This is a genomic window from Limnohabitans radicicola, from assembly GCF_014837235.1.
Classification (GTDB): Bacteria; Pseudomonadota; Gammaproteobacteria; order Burkholderiales; family Burkholderiaceae_C; genus Limnohabitans_A; species Limnohabitans_A radicicola.
Map to the genome: position 1 here is coordinate 1 of NZ_JACYFT010000001.1, position 16,624 is coordinate 16,624.

The 16,624-nt window shown below is 56.4% G+C and carries 19 protein-coding genes; 11 read left to right on the forward strand and 8 right to left on the reverse strand.

The window, feature by feature from the left end:
* From IC609_RS00005 to flhA, 8 genes are all read right to left on the reverse strand, one after another.
* On the reverse strand, positions 1-625 hold a 625-nt coding region (locus IC609_RS00005), incomplete at its 3' end, for a TolC family protein (protein ID WP_225223929.1).
* Positions 626-801: 176 nt separating this feature from the next.
* Positions 802-1,224, reverse strand: coding sequence for a flagellar export chaperone FliS (fliS, locus tag IC609_RS00010; RefSeq protein WP_191817422.1), 423 nt, complete (start codon positions 1,222-1,224; stop codon positions 802-804).
* A gap of 98 nt (positions 1,225-1,322) precedes the next feature.
* The gene (locus tag IC609_RS00015) at positions 1,323-1,952 is read right to left on the reverse strand and encodes a hypothetical protein (RefSeq protein WP_191817423.1); all 630 of its coding nucleotides are present in this window, start codon (positions 1,950-1,952) and stop codon (positions 1,323-1,325) included.
* A gap of 8 nt (positions 1,953-1,960) precedes the next feature.
* Complete coding sequence (locus tag IC609_RS00020; RefSeq protein ID WP_191817424.1) at positions 1,961-2,458, reverse strand: hypothetical protein; 498 nt, start codon at positions 2,456-2,458, stop codon at positions 1,961-1,963.
* Between the two features lie 61 nt (positions 2,459-2,519).
* Positions 2,520-3,242, reverse strand: a complete 723-nt coding sequence (fliA, locus tag IC609_RS00025) for an RNA polymerase sigma factor FliA (RefSeq protein WP_225223930.1) — start codon at positions 3,240-3,242, stop codon at positions 2,520-2,522.
* Positions 3,239-4,057, reverse strand: coding sequence for a MinD/ParA family protein (locus IC609_RS00030; protein WP_191817425.1), 819 nt, complete (start codon positions 4,055-4,057; stop codon positions 3,239-3,241). Before IC609_RS00030 ends, fliA begins: the two co-directional genes overlap by 4 nt.
* On the reverse strand, positions 4,050-5,504 hold the full coding sequence (locus tag IC609_RS00035) for a flagellar biosynthesis protein FlhF (protein ID WP_191817426.1): 1,455 nt from the start codon (positions 5,502-5,504) through the stop codon (positions 4,050-4,052). The genes IC609_RS00030 and IC609_RS00035 overlap by 8 nt, the downstream gene beginning before the upstream one ends.
* 6 nt (positions 5,505-5,510) lie before the next feature.
* Positions 5,511-7,628: a flagellar biosynthesis protein FlhA gene (flhA, locus tag IC609_RS00040; RefSeq protein ID WP_191817427.1), complete on the reverse strand. Its 2,118-nt coding sequence runs from the start codon at positions 7,626-7,628 to the stop codon at positions 5,511-5,513.
* A 223-nt stretch (positions 7,629-7,851) separates the two neighbouring features.
* Here flhA and IC609_RS00045 point away from each other — a divergent pair, with 223 nt between their 5' ends.
* From IC609_RS00045 to IC609_RS00095, 11 genes are read left to right on the forward strand one after another with little or no spacing between them, the layout of a single operon-like run.
* On the forward strand, positions 7,852-9,528 hold the full coding sequence (locus IC609_RS00045; RefSeq protein ID WP_191817428.1) for a flagellar hook-length control protein FliK: 1,677 nt from the start codon (positions 7,852-7,854) through the stop codon (positions 9,526-9,528).
* 22 nt (positions 9,529-9,550) lie between these two features.
* Positions 9,551-10,126 (forward strand): flagellar basal body-associated FliL family protein, encoded by a 576-nt coding sequence (locus IC609_RS00050; RefSeq protein WP_191817429.1) that lies wholly within the window; start codon positions 9,551-9,553, stop codon positions 10,124-10,126.
* 18 nt (positions 10,127-10,144) lie between these two features.
* Complete coding sequence (fliM, locus tag IC609_RS00055; protein WP_191817430.1) at positions 10,145-11,155, forward strand: flagellar motor switch protein FliM; 1,011 nt, start codon at positions 10,145-10,147, stop codon at positions 11,153-11,155.
* A gap of 17 nt (positions 11,156-11,172) precedes the next feature.
* Positions 11,173-11,481, forward strand: a complete 309-nt coding sequence (gene fliN, locus IC609_RS00060) for a flagellar motor switch protein FliN (RefSeq protein WP_191817431.1) — start codon at positions 11,173-11,175, stop codon at positions 11,479-11,481.
* Positions 11,482-11,492: 11 nt separating this feature from the next.
* On the forward strand, positions 11,493-11,798 hold the full coding sequence (gene fliO, locus IC609_RS00065) for a flagellar biosynthetic protein FliO (protein ID WP_191817432.1): 306 nt from the start codon (positions 11,493-11,495) through the stop codon (positions 11,796-11,798).
* A complete protein-coding gene (gene fliP, locus IC609_RS00070) occupies positions 11,795-12,538 on the forward strand; it encodes a flagellar type III secretion system pore protein FliP (protein ID WP_191817433.1) in 744 nt (247 codons plus the stop codon). The genes fliO and fliP overlap by 4 nt, the downstream gene beginning before the upstream one ends.
* A 9-nt stretch (positions 12,539-12,547) precedes the next feature.
* The gene (gene fliQ, locus IC609_RS00075; RefSeq protein ID WP_191817434.1) at positions 12,548-12,817 is read left to right on the forward strand and encodes a flagellar biosynthesis protein FliQ; all 270 of its coding nucleotides are present in this window, start codon (positions 12,548-12,550) and stop codon (positions 12,815-12,817) included.
* A gap of 13 nt (positions 12,818-12,830) precedes the next feature.
* Entirely contained in the window at positions 12,831-13,607 is a 777-nt protein-coding gene (gene fliR, locus IC609_RS00080; protein ID WP_191817435.1) for a flagellar biosynthetic protein FliR, read from the forward strand.
* Positions 13,600-14,763: a flagellar biosynthesis protein FlhB gene (flhB, locus tag IC609_RS00085; RefSeq protein WP_191817436.1), complete on the forward strand. Its 1,164-nt coding sequence runs from the start codon at positions 13,600-13,602 to the stop codon at positions 14,761-14,763. Before fliR ends, flhB begins: the two co-directional genes overlap by 8 nt.
* Positions 14,760-16,055 (forward strand): hypothetical protein, encoded by a 1,296-nt coding sequence (locus IC609_RS00090; protein WP_191817437.1) that lies wholly within the window; start codon positions 14,760-14,762, stop codon positions 16,053-16,055. Before flhB ends, IC609_RS00090 begins: the two co-directional genes overlap by 4 nt.
* On the forward strand, positions 16,052-16,606 hold the full coding sequence (locus tag IC609_RS00095) for a hypothetical protein (protein ID WP_191817438.1): 555 nt from the start codon (positions 16,052-16,054) through the stop codon (positions 16,604-16,606). The genes IC609_RS00090 and IC609_RS00095 overlap by 4 nt, the downstream gene beginning before the upstream one ends.
* The last annotated feature ends 18 nt before the right edge of the window (positions 16,607-16,624 follow it).

A 16,624-nucleotide genomic window follows, 5' to 3' on the forward strand; every position in this document is an offset into this window, starting at 1 on the left:
GTCTAAGCCGCTGGCAATGCGCATGGGGGTAATCGTCTGAGTGTGTGGGAATAGCTGTGGTAACTTGTTGTATGTGGACCGCTAAGCCGCTTCGTTTAAGCAGGTTGGGCTCAGGCTGTGTCAACCTGAGCGAGTTCATGTTGTATTTGTGGTTGTTCTGTGTGGCGCCTGCGGTCTGCGACTGCTCAGGGCCAGTGGCGCTGCGCATAGAAAGGCTGGGCAAGAGGTCTGCCTTTGCAGCTTTGCGTTGCGCCTGGGCACTTTCTTGCTGCGCCTTGACCTGCCGCAGCTGTGGATTTGAACTCAAGCCACGGGCGATCAGTTCCTGCAAAGTTGTGGCGGCATGGTGCTCATGCGACTGTGACACGGGATCAGTGCCCAACAACTCTGTTTGAGGGAGCGTTAAAAACTGCGCTCTTGCCAGATCAGAAAAACGCAGATCACCATACTCATGCGGCCCCGACTGTGCAAACACAGGCGAGATCAACACACCCATGGATGCCAGCAACAGCCTCATCACACCGAACAGGGCGCTTGATTTGCTGGCTGCGCCCATGTGCATGGCTGAACCACACAGTGCAGTTTTCGGTTTTTTTATTGCCTTTAAAGTATTCATTTTTCGCATTTTATATGCCAATAGAAAAATTTTATGGCAAAATAAAGATGCGATGTGTTAAATTATCTTAGTTCGATAGTATTTTTAGATTTATTAATAATTTTCGAAATAACAGCATTTCAAACATCAAAAACGCAAAAGCCGAGCATTTCTGCTCGGCTCGGCATCTCGAAAGAAAGAGGAGATCAGTTGGCGTAAGCGCTGATTTGGCTGCTGGAACCCAACAGACTGGGCAGTGTCTGCCAAGCTTGAGCGATGTCTTTCATCAAAGTGGTGACTTCCTCCAGGGCATTGAGATCATTGTGAGCGTTGACATGGAACAAGCGGCGAGTCACATAAGCATAAAGCTCGTTCAGGTTTTGGGCCAATTCACCGCCGCGCTCAAAGTCCAGCGCACCTTGCAAACCCACCACAATGCGACCAGCACGCGCGATGGCTTTGGATTTTTCCTCAATGGAACGGTTCTGGATATGGCCTTTCGCCATGGCCAAACTTTCGATCAGGCCGTCAAACAACATCTGGATCAGTTGGACATTGTTGGCTGTGGCCACACCTGTGACAATTTGTACAGAACCGTAGCTTTCAGCAGCTCGAGAGTAGGCGCGCATGATCAGAAACTCCTCTTACAACAACATTCTTGTAAGAGGTATCGGTGGTCTGACTGAAAACTTGAGCCCCTGTGCCCAGAAAAAAACCAGCCGACTCGTCAGGCCTTCGGCAGGTCTGTGTGGCCAGAAGCATCCGTTGCTGTGGCTTGCAGCAGCGGAGTTTGAGCGGTGGGAACAGGCATCAACCAGCCTGAAAGAGCTTGACGAACTTCCAGTTGGGTTTTGCTGTAGAGGATATTGGCGGCCTCATCCATGTCTGCCCGGAGGCTGTCCCACAACTCAGGCGGGCGCTGCGATGCCTGTAGACCGCATTGGTAAATGGTTTTGACCTGTGGCATGGGCAGCCATGATTCCACCTGCCCGGTTGCCGTTGAGATGGTGCGAACGTTGGTGGGCTCCATCAGTGTCCCGCGCTCACCGTCGCGCCAACCGTCTTTGTAGATGCCTTCCAGGTGCTTGTGGAGAACGAGGTCGTAGCGTTCTCGCAATTCAGCCAGCAGATCCGAAGAAATGCTTTCAGCGCCTTTGCCGATCATCGCTTCCCATAAACGCCTGCCAGACAGCCCTGCAAAAGGTGCTTTGGACTCCTTGGATGGACCTTTGTCCATTGACAAAGCCATCCTCCGGGTTTCTTTCTCTATGGTGTTGACACGGTCGACCAAGTAAACGATCAACAACAAAATCAGCAGCAGGCCAATGGCAATGAAAGCGGTGGCCAGTGCATCCATGGCGAATCTCAGTCTTTGTCTGCTGGCGGTGCCGCCTCGTCAGCAGCGGGCTCCGATGCACTCGCATCTGCGGCCAATTCGTCACGCAGAAAACTGAGCGCCACAAAGGGCTCTGGCAAACGCAGTTCGTAGTACGAGATTTGGTTGGCCAAGGCCTGCATGGCTTCGATGGCCTTTTCTGCAGTCACTTCGGTCTTTTGATATTTGGACCCCAACACGAAGGCCTCGTGCGAGTACTCGTCGGGAAGGTAGACGTAAACCTCGGTCTCCCCCGATTTGATTTTTTGGAATCGGGAGGCGGTGGGCAAATCAGGCGCTGCGTCTCCGGAGGCCACGGCCAAGGCCGCAGCTTCTTGCCAACGAGCCGTCTGCTCGGCTCCTGCAACAAACGTCTTGTCCAAATGTGCACGGCAAAGCATCCCCATGCGCACACGCATGCTGTGGGCCTCGCGAGAATCGGATTTGAGCGATGCGACTTTTTCAAAAGCCGCCTTCGCCTGCTTCATCTCTTCCTCAGGACTTGACTTGCTTAAAAAGGAAAACATCGCCATTCGGATACCTTATCGTTCAACCAATTTTGAGTTCCAGGCGCAGTTTTTTCACCACGGTGGACAGTATCTGGCTGACTCTTGATTCACTCACGCCCAAAACCTCGCCAATTTCTTTGAGGTTGAGCTCCTCCACATAGTATAGCGACATGACCAGTTTTTCCCGCTCGGGAAGATGGTCAATGGCCTGCATCACGGCATCCATGAACTGCGCTTCTTCCACCATGACTTCCGGCTGCATATGGCTGTCACCGGGCATGCTCATGACCTCATCGGTGACAACTTCCATCGAATAAGTTTCGAAGCGTTTGGCCTGCCCGCGGTCCTTGTGAAATTCTTCAATGTCCTTGCCCATGAATTCGGCCAACTCCACTTGCGTGGGTGCACGGCCCAGCTCGGCACTCAGAACATGAATCGCTTCGTTTTCACTTTTATTGAAAGCCACTGCAGAACGTGGCAAAAACGATTGACGTCTTACCTCATCCAGGATAGCGCCACGAACCCTGCTCAAAGCAAAGTGTTCGAATTCGAATCCTTTGGTGGGGTCAAACGAGCGCGCAGCCTCGATGAGACCCACCATGCCCACCTGGATCAACTCGTCAAGCTCCATGAAGGGAGGCAGCCTGGCCTTGAGGTGAACAGCCACACGTTTGACCATGGGCATGTGGCCCATGATCAGTGACTCATGGCGGTTATCGACCTGCTCGTAAAGTGAAACTGAAGCCACGGTTTTCAGCCTCAAGAAGCGTTGTGGAGCATGCGCCCCATGAAGAACTGCAATCGGCCCGAGGCTTGCTCGATCGGCGGCAACTGGGTGATGAGTTCGGCCAAGGTTCTGAAATCGCGGGCAGCCACGCTGCCTGGCGCAAAGTCCAGCACCGGCTTGTATTTGCGCAAAGACTGCAGCACCAGCTCGTCAGCTGAAATGGAGTGAAGATGGCGTATGGAGATGCCCAAGAAGCGATTACAGACATCGTTCAGACGACGGTAAAGTTGTAATCCCTGAGCGCTGCTGGCGACCATGTTAGGAATCAGATAGATTTCATCCAGATTCTGCTCAGTCGCCATCACTTTGATCAGGCCGTAAGCATCGGCAATCGATGCTGGCTGATCACAGACCACCACAAAACGGCGTTGGCAAGCGGCCATGAAATCGAGCACAGCGGGAGAAATGCCGGCCGCAACGTCGACCACCAGATAGTCTACGGGTTCCTGAATGTCATCAAAGCTGCGGATGATAGCCGCGATTTGGCTGTTGTCCAGCGCCGCCAGATCGCGCACCCCCGATGCACCGGGCACCAAGCGCACCCCTTGTGGGGTGGTGACGATGATGTCACTCAGGGCATGGGAGCCGTCCATCACATGACCAATGTTGAGTGGTGCGTGCACACCCATGGCAATCTGGGCGTTGGCCAAACCCAGATCAGCGTCAAGCAGCATCACTTTGGCACCGCGCATGGCCAAAGCCACCGCCAAATTGATGGAAATCGTTGTTTTGCCAGCGCCGCCTTTGCCGCTGGCAATGCCGATCACCTGGGTGTGGGAGAAGTTATGCATTCAAGACCTTGGCCGTGGAGCGGCTGCGTTTTACAACCTCTTTCGGGGTGGATTCTAAGGGGCTGACGCGCTTGCGGCTTGTTTTTTTCTTGGGCATCACCATGGGCATGGTCCCCAGTGGTGACAGGGCCATCTCGATCAACTGCTCTGGATCAAAGCCCGTCGATGGGTGAGACAGCATCGCACCGTGGCTGATCATGGACACCCCCAGAGTGCTGTTGCACAAGCCCTGGATCAACGGCCAGGGATGGGCAGCTTCATCGAATTTGCTGAGCATCAAAGAAGACCAGGGCACCGTGGCGCTCTCCAGCACTTTTTGAACACTGGTCACCGTAGCGTCCACTGGCAGCACGGCATGCAGCTGGACATTGGGAACCGCTGCGTGAAGCGCTTGCGCATGGGACAGAAAATCGGTTCCAGGTGTGTCGATCCAAATGGCTTTGCGACCAGAAAGCTCATCGAGCAGCAGCTTGAGCGTTTGGGCATCGCTTGCCTTGTAGCACTCGATTCCGGTTTGAGCAGCCAGCACTTGCAGCTGACTCCAGGCACCCGGACGTTGGTCGCAATAACTGATGATGGCTTGCTGCTCGGCATCCAGACTCAAACTGGCCTGCTTGGCCAATCGGACAACCATGAGGGTTTTGCCTGCGCCAGAAGGACCGCACAAGGCATGTGCCCCTTGCTGTGGTGCCGTCACGCCGGGGCGCTTCAAGGCGGCAGACAACAACTGAAAGACCATGCCCCGAGCCTCTTCCACAGAATGCAGATTTCGCACACTGTCCAGCAGCAAGGAACGCAAGCGCGCCGGCATGCCCAACTCCAGCAACTGGTTCCAAAGCTGGTCAATTTCCGGCGACAGGCCTTGGCCACCCTGCCAAACGGCCATTTGCCGTGACAAGGCAAACTCTTGACGCAGCGCTGACATTTCCTGTCGAAGCAGCTCAACCGTTTCCTGGCTGCGTCGGAAATCATGGGCCATTTCCGCTGGCGCGGCAGCCATCGGTGAGGTCACCGGTGCAATGGGGGCGGCCGCAGCCGTTTTGACCAAGGCAGGCTCGGCCACAGCGGATGGAGCAGGATGAGACACCACTCTGCGGGACAGCGCCGTCAAGGCATCCATGACCATGTCATGCTCGGCGGATTCAGGGGTGCCCGAAGACCCCTCTTCAACGGAACTGCCCATCTGTGATTCAAACACTTTGGCGAATGCATGCCCGGCAGGCTTTTCTGCCACATGGACGGACTCTGCGCCCAGAACCGGCAAAGGTTTGAAATCATTGGCCGAGGCAACCGGTGGCACTTCAGGTGCTGTTTCCACAGCCACGACCAATTCAATCTGGTTGTCCACTTTGTGGCTGGAGATGATGAGGACATCCTGACCGTACATCTGGATGGCTTTTTCGTTGGCCGAACGGGTGTCTCGGGCGATGATGCGTTTGAGTTCCATGATTTATCAGTCGTTAGAAACGGCAGGATTGGGGCGGGGATCGGCTTGCACCGTGCTGATGACCTTGACCGATTGGTCATCCGGAATTTCACTGTAGGACAGCACCGTCAGGTCGTTGACGCGGTAACGCACTGAGCGCGACATCCAGGAACGGATCGCAGGCGACACCACCAGCACAGCTGGCAGACCCTGATCCTCCATGTCGCGGGCACTTTGACGCAAGGCCGAGAAAAGGCTTTCTGCCAATGCAGGCTCCAAGACCATGCCCTGCCCGCCCGTGTTCTGTGCCAGCACGTTGTGCAGCAGTTGCTCCAGCTGAGGGTCGAGCGTCAGCACCGACAGGGTGTCACGGTTTTCAACCAGGCCTTGCACAATCATTCGACCCAACTTGGGACGGATCAGGGACGTCAATTGATCCGGGTCCTGCGTGCGGGCACTGGCCTCGGTCAAGGACTCGACGACGGTGCGCATGTCACGGATGGGCACCGACTCTTGCAACAGGTTTTGCAGCGTGCGTGTCACCACGCCCAACGGCAGCTTGCCGGGCACCAGCTCTTCCACCAACTTGGGCGAGCGAGCTGCCAGCTTGTCCAGCAATTTCTGGGCTTCGTCGTGGCTCAACAACTCACTGGCACTGTCACGCAGAACCTTGTTCAAATGCGTGGCAATCGCGGTGCTGGGGTCGACCACGGTGTAGCCCAGGGCACGCGCCTGGTCACGCAGTGAAGGCTCAATCCAGACCGCGTCCAGACCGAAAGCGGGCTCCTTGGTGGCTTGACCTTCGATGCGGCCATAAACCTTTCCAGGGTTGATGGCCAACTCGCGACCCACACGGGCCTCGCCCTTGCCGCGCACCACGCCATTGAGGACGATGTGATAAGCATCAGGGTCCAGGTTCAGGGCATCGCGGATGCGAACGGGCTGCACCAGAAAGCCCAACTCGGCGGACAATTTTTTGCGAACACCTTTGACGCGGGTCATGAGCTGACCACCGGATTCGGGGTTGACCAATGGGATCAGGCCATAACCAATTTCCAGGCCAATCAGATCCACCTGCTCCACATCATCCCAATCCAGCTCTTTAGGTGCATCGGCAACGGCGGGCAAGGCATTGGTCTGCGCCTGCTCTGCTGTGTGTTTTTTGTTGACCACCATGACCCCAATGCCCGCTGTGGCTGCGGCCAAGGTCAGAAAAACCAAGTGCGGCATGCCCGGCACCAAACCCAACAGCGTCAAGATGCCAGCTGTGATGAACAAAGCTGGCGGATTGGCCAGTTGTGTGCTGGCCTGCTCTGTCATGGACTCGGATGTGGTCACCCGTGTCACGATGATGGCCGTGGCCAGAGACAGGAACAAGGACGGGATTTGCGCCACCAGACCATCGCCAATGGTCAGCAAAACATAAATGCGGGTGACTTCGGCCAATGGCAGGTTGTGCTGGCCCACGCCGATGGCCAGACCGCCCACGATGTTGATGATCAGGATCAGCAGACCGGCAACCGCGTCACCGCTCACGAATTTGGAAGCACCGTCCATCGAGCCGAAAAAGTCTGATTCCTGCGACAGCTCTTCGCGGCGCTTCTTGGCGGTTTCCTGATCGATCACACCCGCGTTCAAGTCGGCGTCGATCGACATTTGCTTGCCGGGCATCGCATCCAGCGTGAAACGGGCGTTCACCTCAGAAACACGGCCTGCACCCTTGGTCACCACAATGAAGTTGATGACCATCAGGATCACGAAGATGATGAAACCCACCAGGTAATTGCCCGCGATCACGAACTCGCCAAACGCGGCGATCACCTTGCCGGCTGACTCCGCGCCTTCATGTCCGTGCACCAGGATCACACGGGTAGAGGCCACGTTCAGTGCCAGACGCAGCATGGTGGCAAAGAGCAAGACGGAAGGAAACGAAGAAAAGTCCAGTGGTTTGCGGGTGCCAATCGCGATCATGATGACCACCAGACCCACAATGATGTTGAAAGTGAACAGGATGTCCAGAATGATCGCGGGCAGCGGGATGATCAGCATGGCCATGATCACCAGCACCAGGGCAGGAATGCCCAAACCCGCCAGCTCGAATCTGGAGAAATTCTGTCGAAGTGTTGACAGGGTCATGGTGCTCATGGGGTGATGGGGCTCGTCAAACAGCGGTTCATGGGTCTTTTGACAACCTTCAAGCAATCCTCATGCCACACAAACCGACACCCTGGTGGCCCCACCCATCGGTCCGGGCAGGTTGGCCTGTAATTTGCAATACCTAAGTTGTCGAGGTGAAAGCGGCAAGTTCTTTCCGCCAGCAGCACCTCCACATGTCAACCCAAAGCAGTACCCCTGAAGCACCCACACCATGGCCTTGAACCTTTCAGACAGCTTGAGCACCACGGCAATCACCACGGAAAAGAGTTCTTTTTCGCTCAAAACCAAAGAAATTCCCGATGGGGATGTCGTTGATTTTGGCCAATTGCTGGGGGGCATCATGAATCCGACGCGGCTCAAAACGTTGATCCGCACGGATGGAACCACCGAGTCCGCTGACAACAAGGACACGGACGCCGGGCAAAAATTTGCCAGGGCGAGCACGGATGGCATCGCTTCGGATGCTTCAGCCGCCATGATGGCCATGGGTTTGGCCACGCCCACTCCACCACCGCAAAACCTGACGGCCGTGGTCTTGAGTCCCAACATGACCGCCATCACCCCCAGTCAGTCCACCCCGGACACCGACAGCCTGGTGGCTTTTGCCAAATCACAAGGACTGGACGACAACGTGGCCGCCTGGCTCATCGATGCGAACAAAGGCGCTGCGGTCAGTCCTGTGGCTTCTGCAAAACCACAAGGGCAGGACGACAAGGTGGCCGCTTGGCTCATCGATGCGAACAAAGGCGCTGCGGTCAGCCCCGTGGCTTCTGCAAAACCACAAGGGCAGGACGACAAGGTGGCCGCTTGGCTCCCGACCACGAACAACAGCACGACGGTCGGCACGGCGGCGGCCATCCCCACAGCTGACGCGACATCGGAACCGGGCGTCGTTGGCTCGCCTGGGCTAGCCAGCGCAGCTGCAGCCATCAGTCTTCTGACCTCGCCCATGCAGACGGCAGCCAAACCCTTGGTCACAAGCCCTGCCATGGAGGGCGCCGCACCGCCAGTCCAGCTCATGCCCATGGCTACGCCTACAGCCTGGCTGACGACGCGCCCTGCTGCAGCAGGCAAAACCGCCCATGCCGCCCCTGCTTTGCCACAAACTGCCAGCGACAAGGACACAGCACACGCCAGCGATCTCGACTTGACACTGATTTTTGGCAATGGCAAGGAGCCCGTCAAAACCATGTCCACTGCCGAGGTGTCCTTCACCCCGGCCGCCTGGGTGATGGCGGGTGTGGCTGGCAACGCCGAGCAGGCATCGTCGCTGCTCAGCGACGCCACGCTGGTCCGGTCTTTGGCGAGCAGCAAACAGAGCGACGATGGCAGCGCCAAAGTGGAAGGTCTGAGCGGCATGACCGCCGAGCGCAGCCCTGGCAAAACCAATGACCCGTCGACCAGCGCCACCACCCTCAAAGCCACCGAATCGGGCTTGACCACCGCCGAGCGCGAAGAACTTCACCACGCTCAGGCCGAAAAAATGGGGCAAGCCATCGGCCAACGAATGCTCAGCGAGATGGAAAAAGGCCATTGGCACCTGAAAATGATGCTCAAGCCTGCTAACCTTGGCAACATCGAGGTCGAAATGCGTTTGCGCAATGGTGAGCTGGATGCCAATTTCACCGCATCACAGGCGGCCACGCGTGATTTGCTGCAAGATGGCTTGCCCAAGCTGAAAGACACCTTGACCCAAATGGGCATGGATGTTGCTAGCATGAACATCGGTGGTGGATCGAGCCAAAAAAATGGCGGAGATTCGACACCTCAGCAAGCGCCAGCTTTGACCTCAGAGGCTAAATTGGCACACACCGAGGAAACCACCACCATCATTCAGAGCGCGCAAGTCACTCCGTCCGGTCAGGATGGTCTGGACGTGCTGGTTTGAACCCCATTGAAGAGGCAACACCATGGCAGATGAAGAAATCGAAGTCGAAGAGAAAAAGAAGTCCCCGCTGATCAAGATCATCATCTTTGCCGTGGTGGGCATCCTCGTGCTGGCTGGCACGGTGGTGGGTACGATGTTCGTCACCGGCTTTTTCGATAAAAAAGACAGCAGCGCGGTGGAAGCCCGACTGGCCGAGCTGGAGGCTGCAGCTTCTGCAGCCAAAGCCGCCAGCGAAGCCATCCCGCAAAAAGTCACCAAAGACTCGCCCGAGTTGACGCGTTTTGAGAACAGCTACATGGACCTCGAAAAGCCTTTGGTGTCCAACATGATGAACTCCCGCAAAGTCATGCAGGTCAATGTGTCCATCATGACCCACTACGACGAGCGCGTCTTCAAAAACGTCAAAAAACATGAAGTGGCGCTGCGCTCCGTGGCACTGGATGTGATGCGCCAGCAGACCGACGCTGAGCTCAACACCCCGGAATTTCGCAAGGAACTGGCCAACAAAATCCGTGATGCGATGAACAAGACACTGGAAAAATACGAGGACTTTGGGGGCATTGAAGAAATCTTCTTCTCCAGTTTCGTGGTGCAGTGATACAGAAAACAATCACAAATGTCTGACTCTCAACCCCTGTTGACGCCTGAAGAACTGGCCGCGCTTTCTGCGGCCCTGGACGATGGCAGCCTTGGCGTCGATACAGGGTACAACCTGGAGGTTCAGGTTCGCAAGCACGACCTGACGACCGAAGACAGCAGCCTGGGGATCAATGTCGCTTCACTGGACATGATCAACGAGCGCTTCATTCGCTTGTTCAGGTTGGGCATGCTCGAAGTGCTGCGCACCAGCCCACGGATCAACCCGACACACACGCAAATTGTTCGCTTTGGTGACTACATCAAGGATCTGAAGGCGCCCCTGTCCGTCAACATCATCCGGATGGCACCGTTTCGAGGCTATTCAATGGTGGTGATTGAACCCACTGTGGTCTTCAGTTCTCTGGACAGTTTTTTCGGCGGCTTTGGCCGGGGCGTGGGTCAATTGCCACCTGGTCGGTTGTTTACACCGACCGAAACCCGCATCATCAAAATCATTTTGCAGGTTTTCTTCCGCTCCCTGAAAGAAGCCTGGTCACCCGTCTCAACGGTTGACTTCGAACACGTCAGCTCGGAAATCAACCCGCAATTTGCACAGATCGCTGACGAAAATGATCTGGTGGTGCTGTGCCGTTTTGAATCCGAGTCCAACAACAACAGCCGTGGCACAGGTTTCATCGACATGGTGATTCCATATGTGGCACTCAAACCCGTGCGCGACCTGCTTCGCAGCCGTGTCCAAACAGGCGATGGCAACGAAGAGTCCGACAATTTGTGGCGCAACCAGCTGGTGGATGCGGTCAAAGACGCCGAGCTGCACATGAATGTCCTGCTGGGCAAACTGCAGATTTCACTCAGTCAACTGCAGCAAATGCAAGTGGGTGATGTGCTGCACTTCAAAAAGGCCGACTATGCTCGGGTCATGATCCGCGATCTGCCTGTTTACGACGTGGAAGTCGGCACCATGGGCAGCCAAACCGCGGTCAAGATCGTTGAGGCCATCAGCCCGGCCATGAACACCACAGATTGAATGCCAAGGAGCAGCGAATGAGCGAGTCGAACAATACAGAAAACGGCCAGGAACTGGCCGACAAAGGCCAGATCCACACGGACGTCCTGCAAAACATCCCAGTCACCTTGTCCATTGAAGTGGGTCGTGCCGTGATCAAAATTCGCGACCTGCTGCGACTCACCCAGGGCAGCGTGGTGGAACTCGACCGCATCGCGGGTGAACCTCTGGATCTTTTGGTGAACAACACTGTGGTTGCCCAAGGTGAGGTGGTTCTGCTCAACGATCGCTACGGCATCCGCCTGACCCGCGTTGTCCCGGCCTCCGAGCGCCTCGAAAACCTCTGATAATCACCCTCATGTCGAATGGGTGGACTTTTCTGGACTGGCTGCAATACCTGCTGAGCTTTGCCTTGGTGATTGGCTTGCTGCTGGCCATGCTGTGGGCCTTGCGCAAGCTGCAACATGGGCAGGGTTTCATCAAGCGCCCTCACCAGCGCCTGACCATCCTGGAAAGCCTGTCTGTGGCACCACGCCAGAAAATTGCGCTGGTTCGCATGGATGAGCAAGACATCCTGGTCGGCATCACGGCCCAGAACATCACCGTCCTGCACACCGCCAAAGCCAAGCCTGCCCCTCCCGAGAGCTTCGAGGCCCCTCTATGAAATCCAGATTGTTCTGGCTGGTTCTGTTGTTGAGCCTGCTGCCCGTGTTGGCACAGGCTGCACCTGACATACCGGCCATCACCTCTAGCAACACGGGCAAAGGCACCCAGTACAGCATGTCGCTGCAACTGTTGGCGTTGATGACCACGCTGACGTTGCTGCCATCATTGCTGCTGATGATGACGGCGTTCGTTCGCATCGTCATCGTCATGTCGATCCTGCGATCGGCTCTGGGCACAGGCCAGACCCCGCCCAACATGGTCATTGTGGGACTGTCCCTTTTTCTGACCTTGTTCATCATGTCCCCAGTGCTGAACGACGTCTACCAGAATGCACTGCTGCCCTACATGAACCAGGGCATGCCCTTTGACAAAGCGCTGGCACTGGCTGAGAAACCCATTCGCGCGTTCATGTTGAACCAGACCCGTGAAGACGACATCGCCATGTTCATGGAAATCGCCCGCAACAAGAATTTCAGCAGTGCAGCGGATGTGCCCTTCACCACGCTGGTGCCTGCTTTCCTGACTTCGGAACTCAAGAGCGCCTTCACCATCGGCTTTCTGATTTACATCCCCTTCGTCGTGATCGACCTGATCGTCGCCAGCGTGCTGATGTCGATGGGCATGATGATGCTCTCGCCCATGATGATTTCGATGCCCTTCAAACTCATGCTGTTTGTGCTGGTGGATGGCTGGAGCCTGATCATGGGCTCGCTGGCCTCCAGCTTTGCCATGCCCTAGGAGAGTGACATGGATACCGCAATGGTCATTGACCTGGGCAGACAAGCCCTTTGGACCGCCGTGCTGGTGTGCGCACCGCTCTTGACAGTGGCGTTGGTGATTGGTGTCATCATCGGCATCATCCAGGCCGCCACATCCATCAACGAACAAACCCTGAGTTTCATCCCGAAGCTGATCGGCTTGGCACTGGCACTGCTGTTGTTTGGCAGCTGGCAAATCGTGACATTGGTGGATTTCACCCGATCCATCTTCCAGCGCATCCCCACGCTGTTCACCTGAGCCGAGGCAACGCATGAATGTGTTGGCGGCCGACATCGTGGAGCGGTTTTACACCTTGATGTGGCCCATGCTGCGCATTTCTGCGTTGATGCTCACGGCCCCCATTTTGTCGCAGCACGCCTTCAATTTGCGCATGCGGATCTTGTTGGCACTGGTGCTGGCCTGGATGGTCTATCCACTGCACCGCTGGCCCGTGATTGACCCCACATCGGCACAAGGCCTTGTTGAGCTTTTCAATCAAATCATGATCGGCAGCATGATGGGGCTGATACTCCAGGTGGTGGTGGCTGCGGTCGTGCTGGCTGGACAAAGCGTGGCCACGGCCATGGGGCTTTCGATGGCCAACATGCTGGACCCGAACATGGGTAATGTGCCCGTGATCTCCCAATTTTTCACCATCCTGGCGACATTGATTTTTGTGGGTTTTGGCGGTCACGCCATGCTGTTGGGGCTGATCGCAGATTCCTTTCATGCCCTGCCCATAGGACAGTCATTGCTCAATCAGGAAATCTACGGTCGCATTCTGCGGTGGAGCTCGATGATGTTTTTGGGATCCATGCTCATGGCCTTGCCCGTCATGATTTCCCTCCTGTTCATCAACGTGGGCATGGGTGTTGTCACCCGTGCGGCACCCAGTCTGAATATTTTCGCTGTCGGATTTCCGGCCATGACACTTGGTGGCTTTTTGATCCTGATCATCTCGATGCAAAGCATTGGGGGCCGGATGGAGTGGCTTTGGATGCAGGGCTTCCATGTTCTGCGCGACATCTTGGGGCTGAGCCATGGCTGAGGGCAGCGGAGAAGACCGGACCGAACTGCCCACGGCCAGGAAGCTGAGCAAGGCCAGGGAAGACGGTCAGGTTGCACGCTCGAGCGAACTGCCTGCCGCCGTGATCGTGATCGGCTCATTCATGATCCTGATGATGATGGGTGGCAAACTGGTGCAGAGTTTGGCCAATATCTTTGCCAGCGGGCTGGTGTTTGACCGCAAAAGCTTGGACCGCCCGCAAATGCTGGCCAGCATTTTTGCAGATCAGCTGGTCTCGGCCTACTTGCTGATCATCCCGATCGTCATCTTCACGATCATCGCTGCAGTCGTGTCCTCTGGCATGACAGGGGGCTTTCTGTTTTCCATGCAAGCGGTCATGCCCAAGGCCGCCAAGCTCAACCCGTGGAACGGCCTCAAACGCATTTTTGGCATGCACGCGCTCGTCGAGCTCGCAAAATCCATCCTCAAATTCACCATTGTCTCCAGCGTGTTGTGGTGGTCCATCATGTCCAACATGGACTCCCTCATTCAACTGGGGCAGATGGGCTTGGAGCCTGCGCTCAGCCTGGCCGGCAGAATGATCGCCCAATCTGCCCTTTGGATCGCCCTGAGCCTGGCAGCCATTGCGGCGATCGATGTGCCGTATCAGAAGTATGAATTCATGAAGCGCATGAAGATGACCAAGCAAGAGGTCAAAGACGAATACAAAGACATGGAAGGTCGCCCGGAAATCAAGGCTCAGATACGCAGACGTCAGCGTGAAATGGCCAACGCCCGCATGATCCAGCGCATCAAGGACGCGGATGTGGTGATCACCAACCCCGAGCACTTTGCTGTGGCCCTCGAATACGACCCAACAGGCGATGGTGCCCCCGTCATGGTGGCCAAAGGTTCGGACCATATGGCGGCCAAAATTCGGGAAGAAGCCCAAATTCATGGCATCCACCTGTTTGAAGCCCCCCCATTGGCACGTGCCATTTACTTCACCACCGAACTGGAGCAGCAAGTCCCTGAAGACTTGTACCATGCTGTCGCGCAGGTCATCGCCTACGTTTTCAGCCTTGAAGCAGCCTCACCGCAACAGGCTGCTCGCAACCGCCCTCAGGTCAAAGTGCCCCCGTCCATGCTTTTCAATCCGGATGGCAGCCGTGTTGAGGCCCAGGAAGTTTCCGCATGAATCCATTGATAGACCACACCGACAACCTCTTGCAGGATTTCTTTTTCCGTACCGCAGACCGCATGCGCGTGGAAGGCTGCGCCAACGCCATTGCCAATGAAGGCCTGAGCCTGGTGCTGTATTCGCCTCATGAGGCGCTCCTGGACCATTACCTCGGATTGTTGCTGGAGAGACTGCGCCGCCAGAGCCCGCAGCCACGGATCGAAGCGTACTTTCCCACCAGTACCGAATCACTCATTGCACGCTTCAACGACGTGCTGGCCAAGCAATCCGTCAAAGAAGCCACACGCTCGCCACAAGACAGCGACAATGCTCAAATCTGGGTTGTGCATGACACCCAGCTGTTGCCCGATCAGGAAATCCAGCTGATGGCCCGCCTGATTCAAAATTTCCCGGGTGCCAACATTCGCGCGATTTTGTTGATGACGGGCAACAACCCACAAAAAGCGTCGCTGTCGGCCATGGGCCGCAAGGTCTTACGCTGGGACATTGAAGCCCCCACGCCAGAGCAGGTTCAAATTGCCCTCGACGCAGCGTCTCAAAACGGGCAGCTGCAGGCTGCGACCCAATTGCTGCGCCGCATGGGGCGCCTGACTGCGCCAGACCCTGCTCTGAGCCTCGATGCCGCCGATGCAGAAAATGCGCCCCCCCCCGCCCCCGCTAAATCCAGCTCGGTGAGCTCACTGCGGGCAACGGTGGCGCGCTGGCGCAAGCGCCCTGCAAAGTGGTTTGGCGACCTGCGAGGACGTGTTGCAAATCGATCTGGCACGCGGGTGCCCTCGCGCTTACCCTTGATTTTGGGTGCTGCGTTGCTCACATCAGTGGCGGTGATGGCGTGGGTGCAACCTCAGGCATTTGGTCTGTCTCGCCCAGCGGCAAATCCTTCAACACCTGTTCCGAAACCGGTTGAAGCCTCCCCTGTCGCGCAAGCAGTCGCCGCTTCAGAGCCAGCACCAGAAGTTCCCGACGAATCGCAACTCACCCAGGCGTGGGTGCGCAATCTGCCCAGCGACAGCTTCTTGATTCAGCATGCCAGTGTGATGACTTACGAAAAAGCCCTCATCACACTCAAAACGGTGCCTGCACAAGCCAACGCCAAAGTGGTTGCCGCTTACCGCACTGGAGAGCCTTTGGCACATTTTGTGATTGTTTCCGGGCCGTTTGACTCCTTAGGCAAAGCCTATGAAAGTCTGAAACGCAAAGAAGGCACGAAAAACAGTTGGGTGCGTGCCACCAAAACCTTGCAAGACCAGATCACAGGGCCCACACGCCCGCAGGAAGTCCGTCCATGAGCACCACCAAAGTCCTGAAAAACAAGAAACCGGTAACTGTCGACATCAGTGAGGACTCCCGCACTGCACAGCGCAAACGGACCAAAGTCCAGGTGGCAGCAGATCCGGTCAAGGCACCCGGCAAAGCCCCCATCAAGGTGACGACCAGCCAGTCCCGAGGTGCGGCGAGAGCAGCTGCGCAGCCCCCATCTACCCTGACTGGGAAATCTGCACCTGTGACCCCATCTGCGCCTGCAGCCAAGTCACCACGCCCGAAAACCGCGCGCGCACCTGCGCCAGCGATCCCGGCGTCCATCGCCAAATCCGCTGAACCGTCTTCGAAAAAGAAGCGCACCAAAGCGCCACTGAAGCCTCAAGTTCAAGAATCCACCACTGCTGTCGATACTTCAGCAGAGTCCACAGTGACAACGCCGCCGAGTGCCCCCCGGGCCCCTATCCCTGAGCCGGAGCTTTGGGAAAAAGACAGCCCGGTGATGCGGCGCATCAGCTTGTTGCGTACACGTAATGCACAACTGAATGAACAAGTCCTGAGGCTCAAGAAACCCCTATAAGACTGAAGATCCAAGCCC

Coding starts and splice junctions, on each gene's coding strand:
- IC609_RS00045 (WP_191817428.1), top strand. CDS start 7,852: ATGGCCTTGAACCTTTCAGACAGCTTGAGCACCACGGCAATCACCACG.
- flhB (WP_191817436.1), top strand. CDS start 13,600: ATGGCTGAGGGCAGCGGAGAAGACCGGACCGAACTGCCCACGGCCAGG.
- IC609_RS00095 (WP_191817438.1), top strand. CDS start 16,052: ATGAGCACCACCAAAGTCCTGAAAAACAAGAAACCGGTAACTGTCGAC.
- flhA (WP_191817427.1), bottom strand. CDS start 7,628: ATGAGCACCATGACCCTGTCAACACTTCGACAGAATTTCTCCAGATTC.
- IC609_RS00050 (WP_191817429.1), top strand. CDS start 9,551: ATGGCAGATGAAGAAATCGAAGTCGAAGAGAAAAAGAAGTCCCCGCTG.
- IC609_RS00035 (WP_191817426.1), bottom strand. CDS start 5,504: ATGGAACTCAAACGCATCATCGCCCGAGACACCCGTTCGGCCAACGAA.
- fliM (WP_191817430.1), top strand. CDS start 10,145: ATGTCTGACTCTCAACCCCTGTTGACGCCTGAAGAACTGGCCGCGCTT.
- IC609_RS00020 (WP_191817424.1), bottom strand. CDS start 2,458: ATGAAGCAGGCGAAGGCGGCTTTTGAAAAAGTCGCATCGCTCAAATCC.
- fliN (WP_191817431.1), top strand. CDS start 11,173: ATGAGCGAGTCGAACAATACAGAAAACGGCCAGGAACTGGCCGACAAA.
- IC609_RS00015 (WP_191817423.1), bottom strand. CDS start 1,952: ATGGATGCACTGGCCACCGCTTTCATTGCCATTGGCCTGCTGCTGATT.
- fliS (WP_191817422.1), bottom strand. CDS start 1,224: ATGCGCGCCTACTCTCGAGCTGCTGAAAGCTACGGTTCTGTACAAATT.
- fliR (WP_191817435.1), top strand. CDS start 12,831: ATGAATGTGTTGGCGGCCGACATCGTGGAGCGGTTTTACACCTTGATG.
- fliQ (WP_191817434.1), top strand. CDS start 12,548: ATGGATACCGCAATGGTCATTGACCTGGGCAGACAAGCCCTTTGGACC.
- IC609_RS00090 (WP_191817437.1), top strand. CDS start 14,760: ATGAATCCATTGATAGACCACACCGACAACCTCTTGCAGGATTTCTTT.
- fliP (WP_191817433.1), top strand. CDS start 11,795: ATGAAATCCAGATTGTTCTGGCTGGTTCTGTTGTTGAGCCTGCTGCCC.
- fliO (WP_191817432.1), top strand. CDS start 11,493: ATGTCGAATGGGTGGACTTTTCTGGACTGGCTGCAATACCTGCTGAGC.
- IC609_RS00030 (WP_191817425.1), bottom strand. CDS start 4,057: ATGCATAACTTCTCCCACACCCAGGTGATCGGCATTGCCAGCGGCAAA.